The sequence below is a fragment of the Candidatus Thiothrix putei genome, assembly GCA_029972225.1.
Lineage (GTDB): Bacteria > Pseudomonadota > Gammaproteobacteria > Thiotrichales > Thiotrichaceae > Thiothrix > Thiothrix putei.
This window is the reverse complement of sequence record CP124756.1, coordinates 378,452-399,877: the sequence shown is the minus strand read 5'-3', so window position 1 is coordinate 399,877 and position 21,426 is coordinate 378,452. Positions and strand designations below refer to the sequence as shown.

The following is a 21,426-nucleotide window of genomic DNA, read 5'->3' as shown; positions in this document are numbered from 1 at the left end:
ACACCCACAATGATCGTTAATAACGATTAATTTAAACAGAAAACATCGTTATACACGAACACTTTCGGAAGCTAAAGTAGAGCTACGTTAACCAACAGGAGCTTTACCATGCCTTACATTGCAGTCCGTATCAGCAAAGAAGTGTCAGCGACACAAGTCTGGCAACTGGCAACAGGAATCACCGACATTATGACCGACATCTTGCACAAAAAACGGTCTTTGGTGGCAGTTTCCATTGAAAGCATCCCCGCCTCCCAATGGTTTATCGCCAGTCAGGATATGGAGGCGCTGCAAAACATCACCGCGTTTGTGTCCGGCATTATCACGGAGGGTACGAATACGGAAGCCGAAAAATCCCGCGCCATTGCCGCCCTTTTTGAGCTATTGACCGAGGTATTGGGTGTGCTGGCGGAAGCGAGTTATATTGTGCTGGACTGCGTACCTGCAACCGACTGGGGCTACAGCGGCAAAACACAAGCAAGCCGCAAAGATCGCAAAGGCTGACCCTTTTTTATGGTACATCAACGTGATTTCCATGTATGGCTTTAAACTGGCGACAACATAACGCCCTTGTATTGCTACGCTGGAAGCCAATCAGTTGGTTGAAGGGGATTTGGGTGATGTTCACCGTTTTACCCTGTTGTGCGTTCATAAATGCCGCATGACCAATGCGCACTGCCCGGAACTTGGGTTTCCTGCCAACCCTGCTGACGCAACGCCCTGCCCAGCAGCCGATTCATGATACCGTGACCGACCAGCAATACGCTGCCGTGTTCTGCTGCCAGTTGTGTCAAATGTTCGGTGGCGACCTGCGCCCGTTGCCGTGCAGCAGAGTATGACTCGCCGTTTTGGGCATACCCGGCAAACCAAGCTATGCGCAACACAACTGCCCATACCGATAAGGACAAGCTGAAACTGCCCGAATCGGGGTATGGCAACGGCGATTCTCGGAACAACGGGCTGGTGAAAACAACGTCTTCACGCCCCAAAGCACTGGCAGACAATGCGGAGCGGATCAGGTCACTGCACACTACAGCCTGACACTGCCGCGCTGTGCTGATGGCATGTGCAGGCGGGGTATCCGCAAGCTGGGCAGTGTCGTATTCATGGGCAATGTGGGCAAAATCGCCAGCATTGATCCAGCGGGCAAAATCAAAGTCCGGCTTGCCGTGACGCATCAGTATGATTTTCATAAAAAACCTGCGATAGTTTCCAACAGAAACTCTGGTTGACGGTAATCCCGAAAGGTATGCACCAGCCCTTGGGCAGACAGTTGCTCAATTCTTCTGCCAATGCCAATCATGGGGATGCCCAACGCTTGAGTCGCCGTCAAATCCCACGGCGCATCACCAAAATACACAACTGCCTCCAGCGAATAACCGGCTCGCGCAATCGCTAGAGGAATAATATCGCGGCGGGCAGGCGTGTCACTTGATGTGGCATGGGGGAAATCGGGCAAATGGAATCCACAACATTGGAGCTTAAAGGCGGCTTCCGTGTCAAAACCGCCTGTCGCAATGGCAACATCAAATTCACCTTGTTCCTTGAGCTGGGTAATGAACGCCTCTACGCCCGGAATGGGCAGAAAGTCATCGGGATAGTGTGGCTGTGCTTGCCGCAACCGTTCAACAAACACCGCTTTTACGGCTTGTTCGATGGCTTCAATATTGGCATGACCCGTCAACAAGCCGCGCAAAATGCCGCTGCTGGTGGGTTCGGAGTAAAGCGACCAGTCCACGCTTGCCAGTGAAATCCCGGTAACGTCCAGAATGGCTTGGGCGTAGCATTCGCCTTCTGCGTTTTGGGTGTCAATGATCGTGCCGTCGATGTCAAAAACGAGTAGCTTTTTGGGTTTCAAGTTTGTTGCCTTGTTATTCATTATCGCCCCATCACTTGCCGGGGCGAGCGCAAGGCATAAACAACCAACCCCACCCCAACCACAAAAAACGGCACGCTCAACCACTGCCCGACACTGACACTGAACCCCGTTTCATACGCTGCCTGCGCTGTCTTGAAATATTCCAGCCCAAACCGCGCCAGAAACACGCTGGCAAAGAAAATCCCCGTCAGCAAACCGTGTGGCGTATGCCTGCCATAACGCCGGTACACCGCCAGCAACAGCAGGAAAATCACCAGATAAGCCGTTGCCTCATACAATTGCACCGGATGGCGCGGCACGGCATCCACCGCATCAAACACCAAGCCCCAACTGCCATCGGTCGGCTTGCCGACGATTTCGGAGTTGAGGAAATTGGCGCAACGCACCAACATCCCACCCAACGCTGCCGGGATCGCAATCCGGTCAGTCAGCCACAGCAGCGATGGCAAGCGGTAACGTCGCGAATACAACCACAAGCCTAGCAACAGGCCGAGCGCCCCGCCATGACTCGCCAGCCCACCTTCCCAGATTTTCAGGATTGCCAGCGGATGAGACAGGTAAAATGCCGGGTCATACAGGAAGCAATGTACCAATCGCGCCCCGGTGAGCGTGCCGCCCATGATGTAAAACAGCAGGTTATCCCAATCCAGATGGGTTTGGCCTTCGTGTTCACCCATGCGTTTCACCATCCAGTAACCGATGATAAAGGCGGTGGCAAACAGCAAACCATACCAATGCAGGCTGATACCGCCAAGGGAGAACAGGATCGGATCAAATTGCCAGTGAAAAATGCTGGACATGGATTTTTCTCGCACAAAAAACAGTAGGACAACTATAGCACAGCGCAAAACAGCCACCAGAAGGTGACAAAGGCTTGCCAGTAGAATCAAAAATAGTGTTTACCCACAAACACGGTTACTACCACAGCGCTAGCAAAACCCAGCGTTTCAAACTCAATCGCCTCACCCAACCAAACACTTGCAACCAACAACGTAAAAAACGGCTGCAATAATTGCAACTGACTGATGCGTGTAATCCCACCGATTGCCAACGCCCGATACCACAGGAAAAATCCAAACAATTGACTCACCAACGCCAGATAGAGCAATCCAAGCCAATATTTTCCCTCAATATCCATCCAGTCCACAGGCAGCAACCACAATGAAGCAGGCAATGTCAGAGGTAACGCCAAAACCAATGCCCAACAAATAACCTGCCAGCCTGTTATATCACGTGCCAAATACCCACCATAGGCATAACCCACTGCGGCAGACAATCCCGCCAGCAGCAATAAAGCATCACCCGATTGAAGAAACAGCGAACCGTGCGGCAATGCATACCACACCACCAAAACAGCACCGACCAAAGCCGCTAACCAGAAAATAACCGACGGACGTTCATGCCCAATCCATGCCCCGACTAATGCAGTCAGCAGAGGTAAAATCCCCAATACGACACCGCCATGTGAAGCTGGCACAACCTGCATGGCATAAGTTGATAGCACTGGAAATCCCAACACCACGCCAGCCACTACCCAAATCAAGTGCCGTAATTGCACCGGGGGCGGCAATGGGCTACGAGTCCACCACAACATTATTCCAGCAAGCATTCCCGCCAATGCAGCACGCCCTAAACCAACAAATAAGGGACTGAAAACGCTGACAACGTATTGACTCGCGGGCAACGTCAAACTGAAAGCAACAACAGCCAAAGCACCCAATACAACACCCTGCTTCTGCAAGTTTTCCACGTACTTGTTCCTTCTATTAGAAAAATACAGCGTAAAACTTGTCAGCCAACCAGAACAGATTTAGATTGGAACAAATTAACCAGTACAGTTGAGAGAGCAATCATAACTGTATTTATCCAGCACTCGGAAACTGTACCGCATGACCCTCTACGACGATATTGCCAACAAACTCACCACCCACATCGACAACGGCATCTATCCGCAAGGCACGCGCCTGCCCGGTGTGCGCCGCCTCAGCCAGCAGTTCGGCGTGAGTATTTCCACTATCGTGCAAGCGCAACGCCAGCTCGAAAACCTTGGTCTGATTGAAGCCCGCCCGCGTTCCGGTTATTACATTCGCCTGCGCCCCTGGCTGAAACCCGAATTGCCTGCACCTTCGCAACCCTCTCTCAAGCCCACGCCCGTAACGGGTCAAGAACTGGTGTTACAACTCGCGCAAGCCACCAACCGTGCCGGTTTCGTGCAACTAGGTGCTGCCGTGCCGGATGAATCGTTCATGCCGATGCGTGCCTTTCAGCGCAGTCTTGCCAAAACCGTGCGGCATTATGGCAAACGCGCTGCCAACTACGCTTTCCCGCCCGGTTTGCCCGAATTGCAGCAACAACTGGCGCGGCGGATGCACCTGTGCGGTAGCCCCGTTGCTGCTAACCGTATCCTCATCACCAACGGCTGTCAGGAAGCGCTTTCTCTTGCCTTGCAAACCGTTGCCAGTGCGGGCGACATCATTGCCATCGAATCCCCAACTTTCTACGGTCTGTTGCAAGTGATCGAATCGCTGGGGATGAAGGCGCTGGAAATTCCCACCGACCCGCAAACTGGCCTCAGCATCCCAGCCTTCGAACTGGCACTCGAACAATGGTCAGTGAAAGCGTGTGTGCTGATCCCCAATTTCAGCAATCCGCTCGGTAGCTTGATGCCAGTGGAGCGCAAGCAACAACTGGTCGCCCTTGCCCACCGTCACAACTTACTGCTGATCGAAGACGACATTTACGGCGACCTCGGTTTCAACGGCGCACGCCCGCCCAATCTGCGCAGTGTTGAGCCAGACCCTGCCAACGGCAATGTGATTTACTGTTCATCCTTTTCCAAAACCGTGGCACAAGGCTTGCGCATCGGTTGGATGGTATTGCCGGAACGCTTTTTCCGCCGTGCCGAATACCTCAAATACGTCGCCAACCTTGCCGCGCCGACGCTACCCCAATTGGCACTGGCGGATTTCCTTGCGCACGGCGGCTACGAACGTTATTTGCGCCAAGTGCAAACCCGCTACGCCCGCCAAGTCGATTTGTTCAGCCACACCATCAGCCAGTATTTCCCCGCAGGCACACGGGTGACGCAACCGAAAGGCGGCTTCGTCTTGTGGGTGGAATTGGCGGAAGGCACGGATACCTTGTGCATGACGCAAGATTTGCTCAAACAAGGGATTAGCATCGCACCGGGGCAAATCTTTTCCGCCACGCAAAAATACCGCAACTGTATCCGCCTCAGTTGTGCGCAGCCGTGGACAACGGAGGTGGAGCAAGCCTTGGTGATGATCGGTCAACGGGCGGGTTAAGGCCAGAACTGTGGTCTGACCCCGATTGTCTCAAGCAAACGCCAACGCCTGCTCAATATCGGACAGCAAATCCGCCACATCTTCCAAGCCCGCCGACACCCTGACCAGCCCTTCGCTGATCATGTGTTCCGCCCGCTCTTCCGGCGTATAGGTGGAATGGGTCATGCTGGCAGGGTGTTGCGCCAAACTTTCCGCATCGCCCAAACTCACCGCACGGGTGATCAAGTTCAAGGCATTCATGAAGCGGCAACCCGCTGCAAAGCCGCCTTTGAGTTCAAACGCAATCATGCCGCCCGGTTGCGCCATTTGCCGCTGTGCCAAGGCGTATTGTGGGAAACTTTCCAGACCGGGGTAATGGCAGACGTCGACCTTGGGGTGATTGGCAAGGAATTCAGCAATTGCTTGCGCATTCTGGCAGTGCCGATCCATCCGCAGCGCGAGGGTTTTCAGGCCGCGCAACACCAGAAACGCATCCTGCGATGACATTACCGCGCCGGTCATATCCTTGATGCCGTAAAAGCGTACTTGGGTCAGCGTTTCGGCATCACCGACAATCGCCCCGGCAATCAGGTCGCCATGTCCGCCGAGGTATTTAGTGGCGGAATGCACCACGTAATCCGCACCCAATTCCAGCGGGCGTTGCAAATACGGTGTGCAATAAGTGTTATCGACCACCACTTTGCAGTTGTCGTACTGGTGAGCGATGGCGGCAACCGCCGGAATATCCACCAGCCGCATATTGGGGTTAGCGGATGATTCAAAGAATACGATGCGGGTTTTCGCGCTAATCGCAGCCTCAAGGTTGGCAGGGTCAGCCATATCGACGTGAGTAATGGTTACGCCGAACTTCGCCAGCCCGTGATTGAAAAACGCATAGGTGCAACCGTACAGCGTTTTATCCGCAATAATTTCGTCACCCGGTTTGAGCAACGTCCACAGCAAGGCGGCGGTTGCGCCCATGCCGGAGGCTGTCACCAACGCCGCTTCCCCGCCTTCCAGATCGGCGAGGCGTTGTTCCAGCAAGACCGTGGTGGGGTTGCCGACGCGGGAATATACCAGTCCGTGCCATAAAATAGTTTTTTTGATCAGGGAAATATGGTTAGATGACTGGTAACAAAAGCAGCCATGAGTAATGTATGACATTAAAAATCACTTTCACTGAGGATGAGATAGCGGAGCTGTTCTACTGGAAGGAGCGCCATCCTCATCCCAGAGTCCGTAAGAAAATGTCCGTGCTGTACCTGAAATCCCAACAGTTGACGCATAAGGAAATCAAACGATTGGAAAGGATTACAGAAGCCACGCTGCTTGCCTACCTAAACGCCTACCTACAACCTAACGGTTTAGAAGCTCTTAAAGAAATACGATTCAATAAACCACAGAGTGATTTGATGGCATATAAAGACAAGATTGAAGCCTATTTTCGTGAATATCCCCCCGCAACCAGCAAGGCGGCAGCCGCTAAGATTGAGGAGCTGACAGGCATCAAACGCAGTGAGGACAGGGTACGTGTCTTTATGAAGAAAATAGGGATGGACATCCATAAAGTGGGGATGATACCCGCCAAAGCTGATGTGGAAGCACAAGAAAAGTTCCTGGAAAATGAACTAAAACCGCGCATTCAGGAGGCTAAGGAGGGCAAACGCGCCCTTTTTTTGTCGATGCCGCCCACTTCGTGTTAGCACCGTTTCTGGGGTTTTTGTGGTCATTTTCCCGCGTATTCATCAAAGCCCCCTGTGGTCGACAACGCTACAACGTATTGGGCGCACTCAATGCGATAACGCTACAACTCATCACGATCACTAACGACTCCTATATCAACGCTAACAGCGTGTGTGAATTATTGGAAAAAATTGCAGCGTTAGCACTCAAAATACCGATCACTTTGGTCTTGGATAATGCCAAGTATCAACGCTGTGAAGCCGTGTTTGCCTGTGCGAAAAGGCTCAATATTGAACTATTATTTTTACCGACCTATTCACCCAACCTCAATCTGATTGAACGGTTGTGGAAGTTCGTCAAGAAAAAATGCTTGTACTCGAAATACTATGATAAGTTTCCCGCTTTCAAGGCGGCCATCACCAACTGTCTCGACAAGCTGGATACCGATCACAAGAAAGAACTGACCCAGTTGATGACAACAAATTTTCAAACCTTTAAAAATGTTCAGGTCTTGACGCTGTAAGGTATAGACAAAGCCTTGCTGTTCACCTGCAAACCGCGCGCTGCCATCTTCCACCGTGGGGAAGGTGTAGGTGGAACTCAGGTGTATCGGCGGGTTCAAGTCGCCCGTGCCTGCGTAAGCATCGTAAGCGTGATGAATGGCACGGGTGGAAAATCCTGGTTTCGCGTGGGTTGGTTTGCTCATTGGCTACTCTTGGGGGCTGGCTTAGGGAAATGGCATTATAGGCTACTGCGATAGGAGAGGTGAGAGTGTGCTTGATTTATTGGTAATGACCGTGTGTAATCCGTGACATCCTAGTAAATAAAAGTCAACACCGTGAATATCGCAACGTTGGAAAGCCTGAAAGCCGCATTCAAAGTCGCCCACTCTGCTGAGCTGGCCAAAGTCATTGTCTTGGGTTTAATCGCTCATGAGGATGAGAATGTCGGTGACTATGTACCCTATCTCACCAAAGAAACGCTTTCGCCGGATGAAAAAGAAACCATTGTCCACTTTCTGCTGGATCATGGTCACAGGGAGGCCGCGCTGGGCTTGCTGGATGTTTCTGCCGTTTCCACTTCTGGTGGTGATCAGCGCCCCAAACTCCGCGTGGTAGAAAAAGACAATGTGGTGGACATTACTGAGCTGAACAAATACCGTGAAAAAACCACCCGCTTCAGCGATGTAGTCGGCTTAAACCACATCAAGCAGCAGATTCACAAAAAGATCATTCTACCCTTTCATAAGCCCAGCCTTTTTCAGCGTTTCAAGAAAAAAGTCGGCGGTGGTGTCCTGCTATTTGGGCCACCGGGTTGCGGTAAAACCTTGTTGGCACGTGCCACCGCTGGTGAATGCAATGCCAGCTTCTACAATATCGAAATTTCCGATGTACTCGATATGTACATTGGGGAGTCTGAACAGAAGTTACACGCCATTTTTGAGAAAGCACGTAACGACACCCCCTGTGTCCTGTTTTTTGATGAGCTGGAAGCACTGGCAGGCAAGCGTGAATACAACAAGGGTAATGCCAGTAACATTGTCAGCCAGTTTCTGACCGAACTTGACGGCTTTTCACAAAATAATGACGGGGTGCTGGTGCTGGCTTCCACCAATGTCCCTTGGTCTATTGATCCCGCTTTCTTGCGTCCCGGTCGTTTTGACCGCATGTTTTTCGTACCACCCCCAGACCGGGAAGCACGCGAGGCCATTCTCAGGTACTACCTGCATAGCAAACCGGTGGAAGGCACGATTGACTATGCGACGCTGGCAGCCAAAACCGGCGGATTTTCGGGTGCTGATCTGGAAAATCTGGTGGATAGAGCCATCGACGAAGCCATTGATGAAACCATCGAGTCTGCCACTGATGTCAATATTTCCCAATCACACCTCAAGACAGCCCTGAGTGACTGCCGTTCCACGACGCAGGAATGGCTGACCACTGCCAGAAATTATGCCCGCTATGCCAATGACGGTGGGCGTTATGACGATGTTTTGGAGTTTTTGAAAAAACATGGCAAATAAAAACAGTGCTTACGTCATTATTGACGAAAACAAACCCAGCCCGCTGTCCCATTTTGTGGTTAATCCCGTGGTGATCCTGTTTGCCGCCATCCTTGTCCCGCTGTTTTGGATGCCGCCGCTGTGGGGGGAATTTTGGCTACCGTTGGTCTGGCTGCTGTTCAATGGTTACGCCCTAGGCAGTGCACATTGGAAAAAAGAGTGGATGATCTGCATAACAGGCGCTATTAGCTTGTTTTTGCTGGTATTCGGTGCCAGTTATTTCATCCTCATAAATAACTGGCACGGGGGAATTCCTTATCTGCGCATAGCCATCAATGCGGTGCTGTTTTTAACCCTTTATTATGCGGTTTTTACCCAGAACGCCAGTTATGCGCTGTTTACTTACCTGAAGGAAAACGGTGAATCCAATGGATGATTATCGGTTTGAACAAGCCTACCGTGACTACCAGAATGGGCGCTACCCGCAGGCAATTGACGTGTTGAAGGAATTACTGACGCATGATCCCAACCATGCAGGCTATCATGGCTTGCTGGCCGCCAGTTTGTTGGCACAAAAGCGCCTTTACGCAGCAGAGTACGAAATCGGCATTGCACTGCAACAGGAACCACACAATCCCTATTTGCTGCTCATCAAGGCGCGTATCACCCTCTTTAACAATGCACTGACCAACGCCATGGCGTGTTGTGACGATGCCTTGCGGATCAACCCTGAATTGGTGGATGCGCTATTGCTTAAAGGGGATTTGTACAACCTGATGGATAAGCGCGAACAGCAGTTATCCTGTATACAGCAGGCATTGGCGCTCGACCCGGACTCGGTAAAAACGCTCACCGCGATGGGGGAGTATTATCATGCAACCGGTCAGATGGAACAGGCGCTGGCAACAGCACAGTCCGCCTTGGCAGCTTCCCCGGAAAATGCCGATGCCAATATCCTGATGGGCAATATCCAGTTGGCTAGAGGCAATAGCGAAGAAGCGAGCGACCATGCCCGCTTTGCCATTCTCCAAAACCCAGAGTCCCGTGAAGCCCTGACCCTGCTCAGCAATATCAAAGCCCGCAGCAACTGGTTTCTGGGTCTGTGGTGGCGGCTTAATAGCAAAATGAGTACGCTAAGCAACCTACAAACTGGGCTGGTACTGATCATTGCTTATCTGGTATTCAACCTGCTATCCCTGATTCTAAGGGATTTTGGCTTCGTGCAGGTATCAAGAGTGGTTTCTTTTGCTTGGATGGCGTTGGCTATTTATTCTTGGGTTGCCTTACCGATTTATTACAAGCAACTGAAAAAAGAATTGGAAAAATTTCAATTTAACCGGGATTACTGAGTGTCTTCAGAGCAGCCAGCCCAAACAGGGCTGGTTTATGAGTAACAGTAACCGTGAAGACCTACATGACAAACTGCTTCACCAGTGCTTTGGTGCTGGCATCACGGATTTGAACAGTCGCTACACCGGCTTTTGAACCCATAACACTGAGTTCTTCAATCCCGTTGCCATTGGTATCGGCCATCACACTGAGATCAAGGGCTTCATAACCCGCCGTCAAGAAAGCCGAGGTATTGAGCGTTACCCCTGTCGCACTGTCTTTGATAGTCACCGTGGGTTTTTTCGTGGCGTAGTTGTAGCTCAATACCGCAATTTCGGGTTTGCCATTGCCATTAAAGTCTGCAAGACCCGCAACCGCTACCGGCTTAGCTGTCGCCGTTGTGCCAAACGATACATTACTACCAATGGCAGCACCTGTTGATGCGTTTTTTAACCGCGCATAAAAGCCGGTATTGGTTTTATCGGTGTAAAGGCTGACAATCTCTTGTTTGCCATCGCCGTTGACATCAGGAAGCGTCGCGGTGCTAATGTGGTTTTCATAACTCCATTCGCAGATATAGCCAGATAATGTTTCAGTTCCCAAAACGCTATGCCACTCATAACTGGGGCCACCGCTCTTAAAGACTTTCATATAATCCCGTCCCGCTGCACTATTAGGTTGAGAATAGCTCCATACGTTAAAGCTCCAAGCCTCCCCCGTGATCCAGCGCCAAGTACCATTGTTCTCATCAGTACCCCCTAGCGCATAACTCATAAAATAATCACTAGTAGTCAGTAGGTTATCATTAAGGAATGCCTGTTCAGCAACGGAAGTGGGGGTTGCCAGATGCCCGCCAAAAGACTTGCACTCATCCTGAGCGCCAAACCAGGTCAACCGTTTCTCAATCTGCTGGTAATAGTGATTATTACCAGACCACTTTAATTTTTCTGTCGTAGCCGCAGAAGCATTAAGCGAAAGCCCCATGCTGGACAGCGCAAGAGCAACAGCCAGCCATTTTTGATTTGAAGTTAACATATTGATCCCCTGATAATTAATACGAATTGGCGATGGCTTTTAATACATAAAATCCAAAAATTTAAGCTGTGTACCTACACGGGTAATGGTGTCACCCACATTTGCAACAGCACCGAGTCCCGCATTTAACTGAGTGTATTGATCCTCTGTTGCGGCCTTATTCCCTGCTGCAATCGCCTGCTTCGCCTGTGCATCCGCGATCAGTACATCCCGTTGATTCTGTGCATTGATGACATGTGCCGCACTGGTCGCACCCGATGGTTTCGCACCCGCAGCGTTAACCGCACCTACCGTTGAAGCAACGGAGGTTGGATTAGTGGCAGCACAGCCGGTCAGCAGCAAGGATGCAACCAAAGTTACAGAAGCAAATAATTTAACAATTTTCATAAATAAACCCTTTCAATCAAAAGATGAGAACAAAACGTGTTGATTACCTAACGATGACATAAGGCTGGCGTGCTTTTTCGATAGCAACCACCGCCTCAACTTCGCGCATCCGCTCAACCTGGGCGATGTCACGGTCTTCCTGTTGAATGCTGTTGAGATAAGCGCGATTTGCCTCAGCTTCAGCGGCACTCATCTCAACCTTTGGTGAACTGGGTGTTCCACAACCCGCCACAATACTGGTCAGTAGCAAGAATCCACCTAATCGAACGTGTCTTAGCATTTGCAATTACTCCTGTGTCATTGGTCATTACATAAACTCATACGTCATAGGCTGAAAAAAGGGGTTAATTTTACCATAAAAAATATAAATTTTTAGTCACTAGTACTCTGTCTTATCCATCCAGTATGTCCACACGCCTTACACCTGTGCTCCACATGATCAACACCATAGCTCAAGTTTTTTATGTTACCTGTTGGTTTAAACGTTCTAAGGGTTTTACAAGCGGGGCATTGATTATAATTCCATGCCATAAAATAGACATTATCTATAAAAAACTGAAATATATAAATAATAATTATCAATGGCAAGATACACAGCCAGAGTGTAAATTCCTGACAGTAATATACCTTACAGCGTCAAGACCTGAACATTTTTAAAGGTTTGAAAATTTGTTGTCATCAACTGGGTCAGTTCTTTCTTGTGATCGGTATCCAGCTTGTCGAGACAGTTGGTGATGGCCGCCTTGAAAGCGGGAAACTTATCATAGTATTTCGAGTACAAGCATTTTTTCTTGACGAACTTCCACAACCGTTCAATCAGATTGAGGTTGGGTGAATAGGTCGGTAAAAATAATAGTTCAATATTGAGCCTTTTCGCACAGGCAAACACGGCTTCACAGCGTTGATACTTGGCATTATCCAAGACCAAAGTGATCGGTATTTTGAGTGCTAACGCTGCAATTTTTTCCAATAATTCACACACGCTGTTAGCGTTGATATAGGAGTCGTTAGTGATCGTGATGAGTTGTAGCGTTATCGCATTGAGTGCGCCCAATACGTTGTAGCGTTGTCGACCACAGGGGGCTTTGATGAATACGCGGGAAAATGACCACAAAAACCCCAGAAACGGTGCTAACACGAAGTGGGCGGCATCGACAAAAAAAGGGCGCGTTTGCCCTCCTTAGCCTCCTGAATGCGCGGTTTTAGTTCATTTTCCAGGAACTTTTCTTGTGCTTCCACATCAGCTTTGGCGGGTATCATCCCCACTTTATGGATGTCCATCCCTATTTTCTTCATAAAGACACGTACCCTGTCCTCACTGCGTTTGATGCCTGTCAGCTCCTCAATCTTAGCGGCTGCCGCCTTGCTGGTTGCGGGGGGATATTCACGAAAATAGGCTTCAATCTTGTCTTTATATGCCATCAAATCACTCTGTGGTTTATTGAATCGTATTTCTTTAAGAGCTTCTAAACCGTTAGGTTGTAGGTAGGCGTTTAGGTAGGCAAGCAGCGTGGCTTCTGTAATCCTTTCCAATCGTTTGATTTCCTTATGCGTCAACTGTTGGGATTTCAGGTACAGCACGGACATTTTCTTACGGACTCTGGGATGAGGATGGCGCTCCTTCCAGTAGAACAGCTCCGCTATCTCATCCTCAGTGAAAGTGATTTTTAATGTCATACATTACTCATGGCTGCTTTTGTTACCAGTCATCTAACCATATTTCCTTGATCAAAAAAACTATTTTATGGCACGGACTGGTATAATAGCCTAGAGTAGGGACTAACGGCATGGCGGAGTACAGCTTTAACGCATTGAAATCCAATGAAAAGGCATTTGTTGCCATGACCAGTCTCAACGTTAAGGAGTTTTTGGGTTTGCTCGAACGGTTCAGTGCAGCTTACCAAACTGACCTACACGCCCGGGGCAAACGTGTTGATGAGACGCGGGGTCGTTCTGATGGGAAACTGGCATTAATAGAACTCAACAGTCGTGACATTCCCCCAAAACCAAGCATGATGTTAGGCAGCAGCCTTACTGAACTGCTGTTTTAACACCTTGATTATGGGTATTTTCCCGCTGTTAGCGGTTCATGTTTGCCTATCATCGTCCTCATCGCCGTTGACGGCCGCGTTAATTCGCCACCAGAAGGCTTTGGGGGGAGAGCGCAGTAATTGCCGTGCCAGTAGTGGTGCTAAAATCTGTCGCACGGTGTTCTCGGAAGGCAATTCACGGGAACGGGTGCGCAAATACAAGACCTGCTGCTTCCAAAGCCCCTCATGGTACTTGAGGGAAAACAGTTGTAGCAAACCGGTGGCGATGCAGGCACACAACACAAAGGTTTCCATTGCCTGCCAGCAGGCCACCACCGTGGGGAGGTGCTGTGCTTGGGGGGCTTTGAGATGCCGATTGGCGGTAGGTCGCCGGGAATGGCGCGGCAGGTAACGGCTCCAGAAGTGGAAGCGGAATGCGCCCATGGTATTTTTCAGGGCATCAAACAAGGTTTCAATCCGGGTGCGTCGGCAGTACAGGGTGAGGATGGTTTCCGCGTCCAGCACCAAATCCGAACACATCAGCAGGATGGGGCCACGGGAAGTGACTGCCCAGACAAATTGCAGCGGCTGCCCTAACGGTTTCCACCACAGGGTATGGGACATCAGGCGTACCGACTCCTCCTTGCCATAAATGCACAGGGTCACTTCACGGAAAAAATCAGCATGGTCAAAGGCTTCCCACAACACCAGCTTCATCCCGTACTGGCGTTGCCGCCCACGCCTTCCCGGCGGTTTGGGTGGCGCAGGGAAGTAGGCCACATAGTTCTTTTTAGCGCGGGTGATGACCTGCACCAGTGGTTGTTGTAACGCCACCGACCAAACCGAGCGTGCCAGCCGGAACACCGAAGCCGTGGCAAAGAACGCATCCAGCACCAGCCACACCGGGCGGTCATTCACCTGCGCAAACGACAACGCCATCTGCACCACCCGTGTCCCCAGTTTGAGTGTCGGGTCGTTAGCATCCTCTTCCCCCAAATGCCGAAACCCCTGATGGATTTGCAAACTCAGCGGCAGGCAGAAACAGGCGGACAGGCTCCCCACCAACAACCCCACGGCTCCCCAACACTGCCCCCGGAAATAGTCCGGTTTGCTTTGGGTTTCCGAGGTTTCCCGCAAGGAAACGACCCCCGGCATCCGCCCACCATCCTTAACCACATGGGTATGGTCGCCCAGCACCACCAAACGCCCCGCCACCTCAACCAGCGGCGCATGGGACAACACCCACCGCTGCCAGCTCGCCCGTAACCGCTCAGGATGGTAAGACCCGGCACGAAAAAAATGGAGCAACCGATGGTAGCCCCGTTCATCCGATAACCAGTAACGGCACATCGACGTGACCCCGCTCATCTCGGTCGCCGCTAAAAAGCTCAGGATGATGGCGCAAAACAATAGCCATGCTCGCTGGCGCGAAAATTCACTTTTAAAGTGGTGAAGGCTCTGGTATAGATCAACTAGCATGATGTCCCTTGGATAATAGGTCGCTGGTAACGCCTACTCTAAGGGATTTCGTGCTGCTTGGGGGAATGGGGAGAACTTATGACTGTTGAGAATAGAAGAGCGACTTGCAAAATCCGACAAACTGAGTTGCTCAATTTTCAGCATTGACCGAACGCCGCATATTCAGCCGATTTTTTACTCAATTTGACCAACGAAACCTGAGCTTTTTCAGTTTTACCGTAACTTTTGCTAAATTTCACCCATACCGATGCGACTGCTCCTGTTTTTCAGTCAGTCTTCCCGTGTTTTTTCAAAACCAGTCGCCTTATAACAAGACACGCATCAGTTGATCAGCACTCAACACCAAAATCCCAAACATCAGGTGGCTGTAAACTTTTTGCGCACCTTGCACCCACACATTCCGACCACCAAATTCATCCTTCAGGCGGGCATTGGTTCGTTCTACGGTGCTGCGAATTTTGTAACGCTCGGCATCAGCAGGTTCAAACGCTTCTTTCTGTCCGCCGCGAGGATTGTGATCAATCAGAGGGACATGCCCCAGATGACGGCTGTATTCGTGCAAATCAGCACTGCAATAGGCTGCATCCATCAGGTCGTAGAGACTGGTGACACGTTGGGCACTGATTTGGGACAGTGGAATAGCCGCCCCGCTGTCGTGAAACGAGGCGGAAGACAGAATGGCTGCTATCGGGACACCACAATCGGCGGTATCGATATGCAGTTTGTAGCCGTTCCAACTGTGCTTGTAGCCTTGGGCATTCTTCTTCGTCCCCCGGTTACACTGAACCGGTATCTCATCGAGTGCTTGCTGAAGTGACTGTTCCCGTTGGCGCTGAATCCGTGTTTGCCCTTGTTTTTTCTTTGGCTTTTCCTCGGAAACAGGCCGTTCACGTGCCTCAATGGCTGTTGAATCCCGACACAGGTGACCGATCAGCGCATCGCCCAAATACGTTTTCACCAACGTTTCATGCACACGTTCCGCTAAACGCTGTTCAGCAAATTCAGCGAAGGCACGTGAAAAGGTGGATTCGGAAGGCAGTTTCTTGGTCAGGGGAAACCCGCAGATGCGTCGCAGGGAGCGATCGTTTTGCAGCCGGTCAATGAGTGCTCGCGTATTGACAATATTGAGCACGCTTTTGGCGACAAAAGCATTGGCAAACCAAGATCGCTCCGTCGCTGGCCGTCCAGACCCATCACGAAAAGAGCGCACAAAATCTTCAATGCGCGTCAGCTCCAGTACGTGAATGAGTTTTTCAAGCTTGGGGGTCAATGTGCCAAAGGCATCATTGAAGCAAGGTAGTATTTCAATTTGCAGCAAACTCCAGCGTTGTGCAATCAGGGCGCGTTCGGTAGAATTCATAGCGTGGGCTTAATGGTTGTTTTGACGCTTCTATTATCGCCGAAAACGGCAGCCCACACTTCTTTTTTCCTTCAGATGAAGGAAGGTTTACGCTGAAAATGTAATTTTGCAAGTGGCTCAGAAGACAAACTGTTTTTCATTCTGTTTTACCTGAAGACCTATCCTTTACAAGAAGTGCTGGCGTATTCATTTGATCTTCCCCAAAGTGTGGCAAACCACTGGATACACCGCTTGTGTCCCGTATTACAAAGTGCATTGGATAACATGGGACATAAGCCCATTCGACTATCCTCAGAATTAATGGAACGGCTAGCAGAAGAAGGGCAACAGGAATTGATTATTGACGGAACAGAGCGGAGAATCCAGCGCCCCGTGGATAATGATGTCCAGCGCGAATACTATAGTGGTAAAAAAAAAAGCCCATACGGTTAAAAACAATGTCATCGTTGGCTGTGCTGACAGACATATCAAATACTTAGGGGATACTCACTCAGGCAAGAAGCATGACAAGAAAATTGCCGATGAGGAGCAGACCCAATTACCGGAGGGTTCTGTGATTTTACGTGATTTAGGCTTCAAGGGGGCTGACATGGGAAAAGGTGTCACCGTCATTGAGCCAAAAAAGAAGCCACGGAATAAATGTCTGACCCCACAAGAAAAAGAAGAGCCACTTGCAAAATTACATTTTCAGCGTGAACCTTCCTTCATCTGAAGGAAAAAAGAAGTGTGGGCTGCCGTTTTCGGCGATAATAGAAGCATCAAAACAACCATTAAGCCCACGCTATGAATTCTACCGAACGCGCCCTGATTGCACAACGCTGGAGTTTGCTGCAAATTGAAATACTGCCTTGCTTCAATGATGCCTTTGGCACATTGACCCCCAAGCTTGAAAAGCTCATTCACGTACTGGAGCTGACGCGCATTGAAGATTTTGTGCGCTCTTTTCGTGATGGGTCTGGACGGCCAGCGACGGAGCGATCTTGGTTTGCCAATGCTTTTGTCGCCAAAAGCGTGCTCAATATTGTCAATACGCGAGCACTCATTGACCGGCTGCAAAACGATCGCTCCCTGCGACGCATCTGCGGGTTTCCCCTGACCAAGAAACTGCCTTCCGAATCCACCTTTTCACGTGCCTTCGCTGAATTTGCTGAACAGCGTTTAGCGGAACGTGTGCATGAAACGTTGGTGAAAACGTATTTGGGCGATGCGCTGATCGGCCACCTGTGTCGGGATTCAACAGCCATTGAGGCACGTGAACGGCCTGTTGCCGAGGAAAAGCCAAAGAAAAAACAAGGGCAAACACGGATTCAGCGCCAACGGGAACAGTCACTTCAGCAAGCACTCGATGAGATACCGGTTCAGTGTAACCGGGGGACGAAGAAGAATGCCCAAGGCTACAAGCACAGTTGGAACGGCTACAAACTGCATATCGATACCGCCGATTGTGGTGTCCCGATAGCAGCCATTCTGTCTTCCGCCTCCTTTCACGACAGCGGGGCAGCCATCCCACTCTCTCAAATCAGTGCCCAACGTGTCACCAGTCTCTACGACCTGATGGATGCGGCCTATTGCAGTGCTGATTTGCACGAATACAGCCGTCATCTGGGGCATGTCCCTCTGATTGATCACAATCCTCGCGGCGGACAGAAAGAAGCGTTTGAACCTGCTGATGCCGAGCGTTACAAAATTCGCAGCACCGTAGAACGAACCAATGCCCGCCTGAAGGATGAATTTGGTGGTCGGAATGTGTGGGTGCAAGGTGCGCAAAAAGTTTACAGCCACTTGATGTTTGGGATTTTGGTGTTGAGTGCTGATCAACTGATGCGTGTCTTGTTATAAAGCGACTGGGTTTGAAAAAACACGGGAAGACTGACTGAAAAACAGGAGCAGTCGCATCGGTATGGGTGAAATTTAGCAAAAGTTACGGTAAAACTGAAAAAGCTCAGGTTTCGTTGGTCAAATTGAGTAAAAAATCGGCTGAATATGCGGCGTTCGGTCAATGCTGAAAATTGAGCAACTCAGTTTGTCGGATTTTGCAAGTCGCTCAGAAGAAAACCGTCAAATTTCTGCCCGCAGGGTAGTCGTTGAACATATCATCAGTGGTATTAAACGCTGCCGATGCCTGAAAGATGTGTACCGTAATTTAAAAGATGACTTTGATGACCAGATTATGGAAATTGCTTGCGGACTACACAACCTGAGAAACTCCATGCGAAATCCAATCTATTGAAAGTTTTAAAAACTTTTCGATAATTATTATTTATAGATAATGTCTAATTTCATCAATACCCGGTGAGTCAACCACTGTTGGAGAGACTTCTTTTACTACTTCAATAATTAAAAAAGCCAACACCCCACTCCACAATATCGACTGTAGATGACTCACCAAAACTTTCGACGCAGCGATAATCCACGGGGGTATAGAAACATTATTACTCATAATCAACCTCATTAGTAATCCATGCCTTTCATTAAGACACCGGTCAGTATGCAGCCGCACCGCTCGCCTCCACGTCCCGCTTGGTGGCTCGACACAGTGCCACTAGGTTGTTCAGGCTCCTCCTACGTCGGGATGAGCCGCGCCGAGTGCTTTCTCCCTATCGCCATCGAGCGTTTGAAGAGCGGCTTGGCTTGCGCGTGCTGACCTTGCTTGCGCTCTGTAAAGTTCCACCAGATTGCCCCGGCTCGTCGCCACGTCGGGATGATCCGCACCAAATACCTTCTCCCTAATCGCCAGCGAACGCTGGTAGAACGGCTCCGCTTGCAAATACTCACCTTGCGCTTTGTAGAGTCCCCCCAAGTCTTTCAGGCTCGTCGCCACGTCAGGATGATCCACACCAAGTACCTTCTCCCTGATCGCCAGTGCTCGCTGGTAGACCGGCTTCGCTTGCGCGTACTCACCTTGCATATAGTAGATAAATGCCAGATCTTTCAGGTTCCTCGCCACGTCAGGATGATCCGCACCGAGTGCCGTCTCCCTGATCACCAGCGAACGCTTGAGGAGCAGCTCCGCTTGCGCGTACTCACCTTGTTTTCTATAGACTTCCGCCAGGTCTTTCAGGCTCATCGCCACGTCGGGATGATCCGCGCCGAGTGCCTTCTCCCTAATCGCCAGCGAACGCTGGTAGAGCGGCTCCGCTTCCTCGTACTCACCTTGCGTTTCGTAGAGTGCTGCTAGGTTGTTCAGGCTCATCGCCACGTCGGGATGATCCGCACCGAGTGCCTTCTCCCTAATCTCCAGCGCTTTCTCCCTAATCTCCTGCGAACGCTGGTAGAACGAATCCACTCGCTCGTAGTTGTTTTCGTCGTACCCTTGCTTTCTATAGACTTCCTCTAGGTTGTTCAGACTCACCTCCACGTCGGGATGATCCGCGCCGAGTGCCTTTTCCCTAATCGCCAGCGAACGCTGGTAGAGCACCTCCGCTTCCACGTACTCACCTTCCGCATCGTAGAGTCCCGCTAGGTTGTCCAGGCTCGTCGCCACGTCGGGATGATCCGCACCGACATTTTTCTCAGCTATTTCCAGAGCCTTCTTGGCGACAACAACGCCGCGTTCGTACTTCTCCGCATCAAGAAGATCCTCGCTCTCTTGATTGAGACGCTCCCATTCGTCACCGGCGGTTTGTGCGTGTAATGGCGGGGCGGCTCGCACCCATCGCAATAAGGCTGTCATGATGGTTTGACGTTTCAATTGATCAATCTCCTTGAATTGGTATTTTAAAGCCGCCGCACCTCTCACCCTACAAGCTATACGTTGCGAATCTGAAAACAGGGTTAATTTTCCCCCCCACAGTACCCTTTAAACATAAGGCTGCATATTGGTAATATTACTGAGTGCATTCCTTGACGATTTCAGCCTCCCTTTGCTGATAGGCTTCGGGGGAAATACCCGCTTTTATTGCACTTAATTTTTGCAGCTTCTCCTGACACGCAAGGGGTGATCGGAGGCTGTTTGAATCTGCCAACGTCGGTAACTGAAGAATATCACCGATATGGATAAGGTTGGCGACAGGGATAAGCGTTTGGTTTGCCTTGTGGATAAGCGACCATTTGCTGGGGTCGTGGTAAGTGTTAAACGCAATTTTGACCAGCGAGTCACCGGGTTTCACCGTATAGGGCGTAAATGCGGTGTAGCCTGTCACATCGGGTAACTTGGTTTCTTGCGTAGAATATTGGGTAAACAGCCGTTCAATATCCCCATTGCTCCGCACGGTATCGAGAAAGTCGTTAACATAAACCAACAATGCTTTGTCACCACGATTAAGGCCAATACCGTATTCATCAGGTGCAAGTGCTTCCTGAATAACGTAAAAATCACTGTGCTTGGCAACGTAATAATCCAGTATCGGCTTGTCGTAGACCACCGCATCCACGTTTCCCGCTTTCAGGTCTGCATAGCTGGCGGTAATGTCATCGACGTAGGCCAGTGATTTGATACCCGGCACAAATGACAAAATAATGTCCTGATGGATACTGCCTGCCGCTGTTACCAGGCGTTTATTGCGTAGCCCGGTAGGATTCTGAAGGGTATTTTTGTCCGCGCTCCGAATCATGACGCAAGAGCCGCCCTTATAATAAGGCTGGGAAAAACTCACCGATTCCAGCCGTTTTTCAGAGATGGAATAAACCCCAATCACCACATCAACGGTTTGATCCATCAACAGTTTCTCCCTGTCGGGCAGATTGGCGTAATACACCCATGTTGGCTTGACTCCCAAGGAGGTTGCCAACATTTTTCCCAAATCAGGATCTATTCCAACGGGTTCAACCGCCTGTTTAAAACCAAAAGGTGGCAAATCCACGCCACTAATGGCAATTTTTATTTCGCCACTGGCCTTGATTTCATCAGGACTACGCGCCTCGACAGGGTTAACCCACGCCACGATGAGCAGCAGTAGCCCGCAAAAGGTCTGAAATGCGTTTGTTGGGTATTTCATCTTCAACTCCTGTGATATTCC

At 50.3% G+C, this 21,426-nt stretch carries 21 protein-coding genes and 2 pseudogenes; 10 read left to right on the top strand and 13 right to left on the bottom strand.

All coding sequences use genetic code 11. The features are described 5' to 3' along the window. Window positions 1–108 precede the first annotated feature (108 nt). Window positions 109–504, top strand: coding sequence for a hypothetical protein (locus QJT81_02000; GenBank protein WGZ94789.1), 396 nt, complete (start codon window positions 109–111; stop codon window positions 502–504). A 128-nt stretch (window positions 505–632) separates the two neighbouring features. Here the strand turns inward: QJT81_02000 and QJT81_01995 are convergent, their stop codons facing one another. From QJT81_01995 to QJT81_01980, 4 genes are all read right to left on the bottom strand, one after another. After that, window positions 633–1,193: a histidine phosphatase family protein gene (locus QJT81_01995; GenBank protein WGZ94788.1), complete on the bottom strand. Its 561-nt coding sequence runs from the start codon at window positions 1,191–1,193 to the stop codon at window positions 633–635. After that, the gene (locus QJT81_01990; protein ID WGZ94787.1) at window positions 1,190–1,858 is read right to left on the bottom strand and encodes an HAD hydrolase-like protein; all 669 of its coding nucleotides are present in this window, start codon (window positions 1,856–1,858) and stop codon (window positions 1,190–1,192) included. Before QJT81_01990 ends, QJT81_01995 begins: the two co-directional genes overlap by 4 nt. 20 nt (window positions 1,859–1,878) lie before the next feature. Continuing rightward, window positions 1,879–2,679 carry a prolipoprotein diacylglyceryl transferase gene (gene lgt, locus QJT81_01985; protein ID WGZ94786.1) on the bottom strand — a complete coding sequence of 267 codons (801 nt, stop codon included), beginning with the start codon at window positions 2,677–2,679 and terminating at the stop codon, window positions 1,879–1,881. Between the two features lie 86 nt (window positions 2,680–2,765). Then, window positions 2,766–3,629, bottom strand: coding sequence for a DMT family transporter (locus tag QJT81_01980; protein WGZ94785.1), 864 nt, complete (start codon window positions 3,627–3,629; stop codon window positions 2,766–2,768). Window positions 3,630–3,768: 139 nt separating this feature from the next. On the opposite strand from QJT81_01980, the gene QJT81_01975 reads away from it, so the two are divergent. Then, the gene (locus QJT81_01975) at window positions 3,769–5,184 is read left to right on the top strand and encodes a PLP-dependent aminotransferase family protein (protein ID WGZ94784.1); all 1,416 of its coding nucleotides are present in this window, start codon (window positions 3,769–3,771) and stop codon (window positions 5,182–5,184) included. Between the two features lie 30 nt (window positions 5,185–5,214). On the opposite strand, the gene QJT81_01970 is transcribed toward QJT81_01975, so the two are convergent. After that, window positions 5,215–6,327: an aminotransferase class V-fold PLP-dependent enzyme gene (locus tag QJT81_01970; protein ID WGZ94783.1), complete on the bottom strand. Its 1,113-nt coding sequence runs from the start codon at window positions 6,325–6,327 to the stop codon at window positions 5,215–5,217. Between QJT81_01970 and QJT81_01965 the strand changes: the two are divergent. From QJT81_01965 to QJT81_01950, 4 genes and pseudogenes are all read left to right on the top strand, one after another. Then, window positions 6,321–7,369, top strand: a pseudogene (locus tag QJT81_01965) (IS630 family transposase). The gene QJT81_01970 and the pseudogene QJT81_01965 sit on opposite strands and share 7 nt — an antisense overlap. A 315-nt stretch (window positions 7,370–7,684) precedes the next feature. Continuing rightward, on the top strand, window positions 7,685–8,869 hold the full coding sequence (locus QJT81_01960) for an ATP-binding protein (protein WGZ94782.1): 1,185 nt from the start codon (window positions 7,685–7,687) through the stop codon (window positions 8,867–8,869). Then, window positions 8,859–9,284, top strand: coding sequence for a hypothetical protein (locus QJT81_01955; GenBank protein WGZ94781.1), 426 nt, complete (start codon window positions 8,859–8,861; stop codon window positions 9,282–9,284). The genes QJT81_01960 and QJT81_01955 overlap by 11 nt, the downstream gene beginning before the upstream one ends. Next, window positions 9,277–10,197, top strand: coding sequence for a tetratricopeptide repeat protein (locus tag QJT81_01950; protein WGZ94780.1), 921 nt, complete (start codon window positions 9,277–9,279; stop codon window positions 10,195–10,197). The genes QJT81_01955 and QJT81_01950 overlap by 8 nt, the downstream gene beginning before the upstream one ends. A gap of 61 nt (window positions 10,198–10,258) precedes the next feature. Here QJT81_01950 and QJT81_01945 read toward each other — a convergent pair whose 3' ends face one another. The 4 genes and pseudogenes from QJT81_01945 to QJT81_01930 all read right to left on the bottom strand — a co-directional run bounded on the left by QJT81_01945 (window position 10,259) and on the right by QJT81_01930 (window position 13,276). Then, window positions 10,259–11,212, bottom strand: a complete 954-nt coding sequence (locus tag QJT81_01945) for a lectin-like protein (GenBank protein WGZ94779.1) — start codon at window positions 11,210–11,212, stop codon at window positions 10,259–10,261. Window positions 11,213–11,251: 39 nt separating this feature from the next. After that, entirely contained in the window at window positions 11,252–11,599 is a 348-nt protein-coding gene (locus QJT81_01940; protein ID WGZ94778.1) for a hypothetical protein, read from the bottom strand. Between the two features lie 43 nt (window positions 11,600–11,642). Further along, window positions 11,643–11,879: a hypothetical protein gene (locus tag QJT81_01935; GenBank protein WGZ94777.1), complete on the bottom strand. Its 237-nt coding sequence runs from the start codon at window positions 11,877–11,879 to the stop codon at window positions 11,643–11,645. A gap of 348 nt (window positions 11,880–12,227) precedes the next feature. Then, window positions 12,228–13,276, bottom strand: a pseudogene (locus QJT81_01930) (IS630 family transposase). A gap of 110 nt (window positions 13,277–13,386) precedes the next feature. On the opposite strand from QJT81_01930, the gene QJT81_01925 reads away from it, so the two are divergent. Further along, on the top strand, window positions 13,387–13,650 hold the full coding sequence (locus tag QJT81_01925) for a hypothetical protein (GenBank protein ID WGZ94776.1): 264 nt from the start codon (window positions 13,387–13,389) through the stop codon (window positions 13,648–13,650). Between the two features lie 36 nt (window positions 13,651–13,686). Here QJT81_01925 and QJT81_01920 read toward each other — a convergent pair whose 3' ends face one another. Continuing rightward, complete coding sequence (locus QJT81_01920) at window positions 13,687–15,108, bottom strand: transposase (GenBank protein ID WGZ94775.1); 1,422 nt, start codon at window positions 15,106–15,108, stop codon at window positions 13,687–13,689. A 304-nt stretch (window positions 15,109–15,412) separates the two neighbouring features. Beyond that, entirely contained in the window at window positions 15,413–16,468 is a 1,056-nt protein-coding gene (locus QJT81_01915; protein WGZ94774.1) for a transposase, read from the bottom strand. Between the two features lie 340 nt (window positions 16,469–16,808). Here QJT81_01915 and QJT81_01910 point away from each other — a divergent pair, with 340 nt between their 5' ends. From QJT81_01910 to QJT81_01900, 3 genes are all read left to right on the top strand, one after another. Beyond that, the gene (locus tag QJT81_01910) at window positions 16,809–17,180 is read left to right on the top strand and encodes a transposase family protein (GenBank protein WGZ94773.1); all 372 of its coding nucleotides are present in this window, start codon (window positions 16,809–16,811) and stop codon (window positions 17,178–17,180) included. 71 nt (window positions 17,181–17,251) lie between these two features. Then, the gene (locus QJT81_01905; GenBank protein WGZ94772.1) at window positions 17,252–18,307 is read left to right on the top strand and encodes a transposase; all 1,056 of its coding nucleotides are present in this window, start codon (window positions 17,252–17,254) and stop codon (window positions 18,305–18,307) included. 160 nt (window positions 18,308–18,467) lie between these two features. Beyond that, on the top strand, window positions 18,468–18,698 hold the full coding sequence (locus QJT81_01900) for a transposase family protein (protein ID WGZ94771.1): 231 nt from the start codon (window positions 18,468–18,470) through the stop codon (window positions 18,696–18,698). Window positions 18,699–19,019: 321 nt separating this feature from the next. Here the strand turns inward: QJT81_01900 and QJT81_01895 are convergent, their stop codons facing one another. Next, entirely contained in the window at window positions 19,020–20,159 is a 1,140-nt protein-coding gene (locus tag QJT81_01895) for a tetratricopeptide repeat protein (protein ID WGZ94770.1), read from the bottom strand. A gap of 136 nt (window positions 20,160–20,295) precedes the next feature. Beyond that, window positions 20,296–21,405, bottom strand: a complete 1,110-nt coding sequence (locus QJT81_01890; GenBank protein ID WGZ94769.1) for a transporter substrate-binding domain-containing protein — start codon at window positions 21,403–21,405, stop codon at window positions 20,296–20,298. Between the last annotated feature and the right edge of the window lie 21 nt (window positions 21,406–21,426).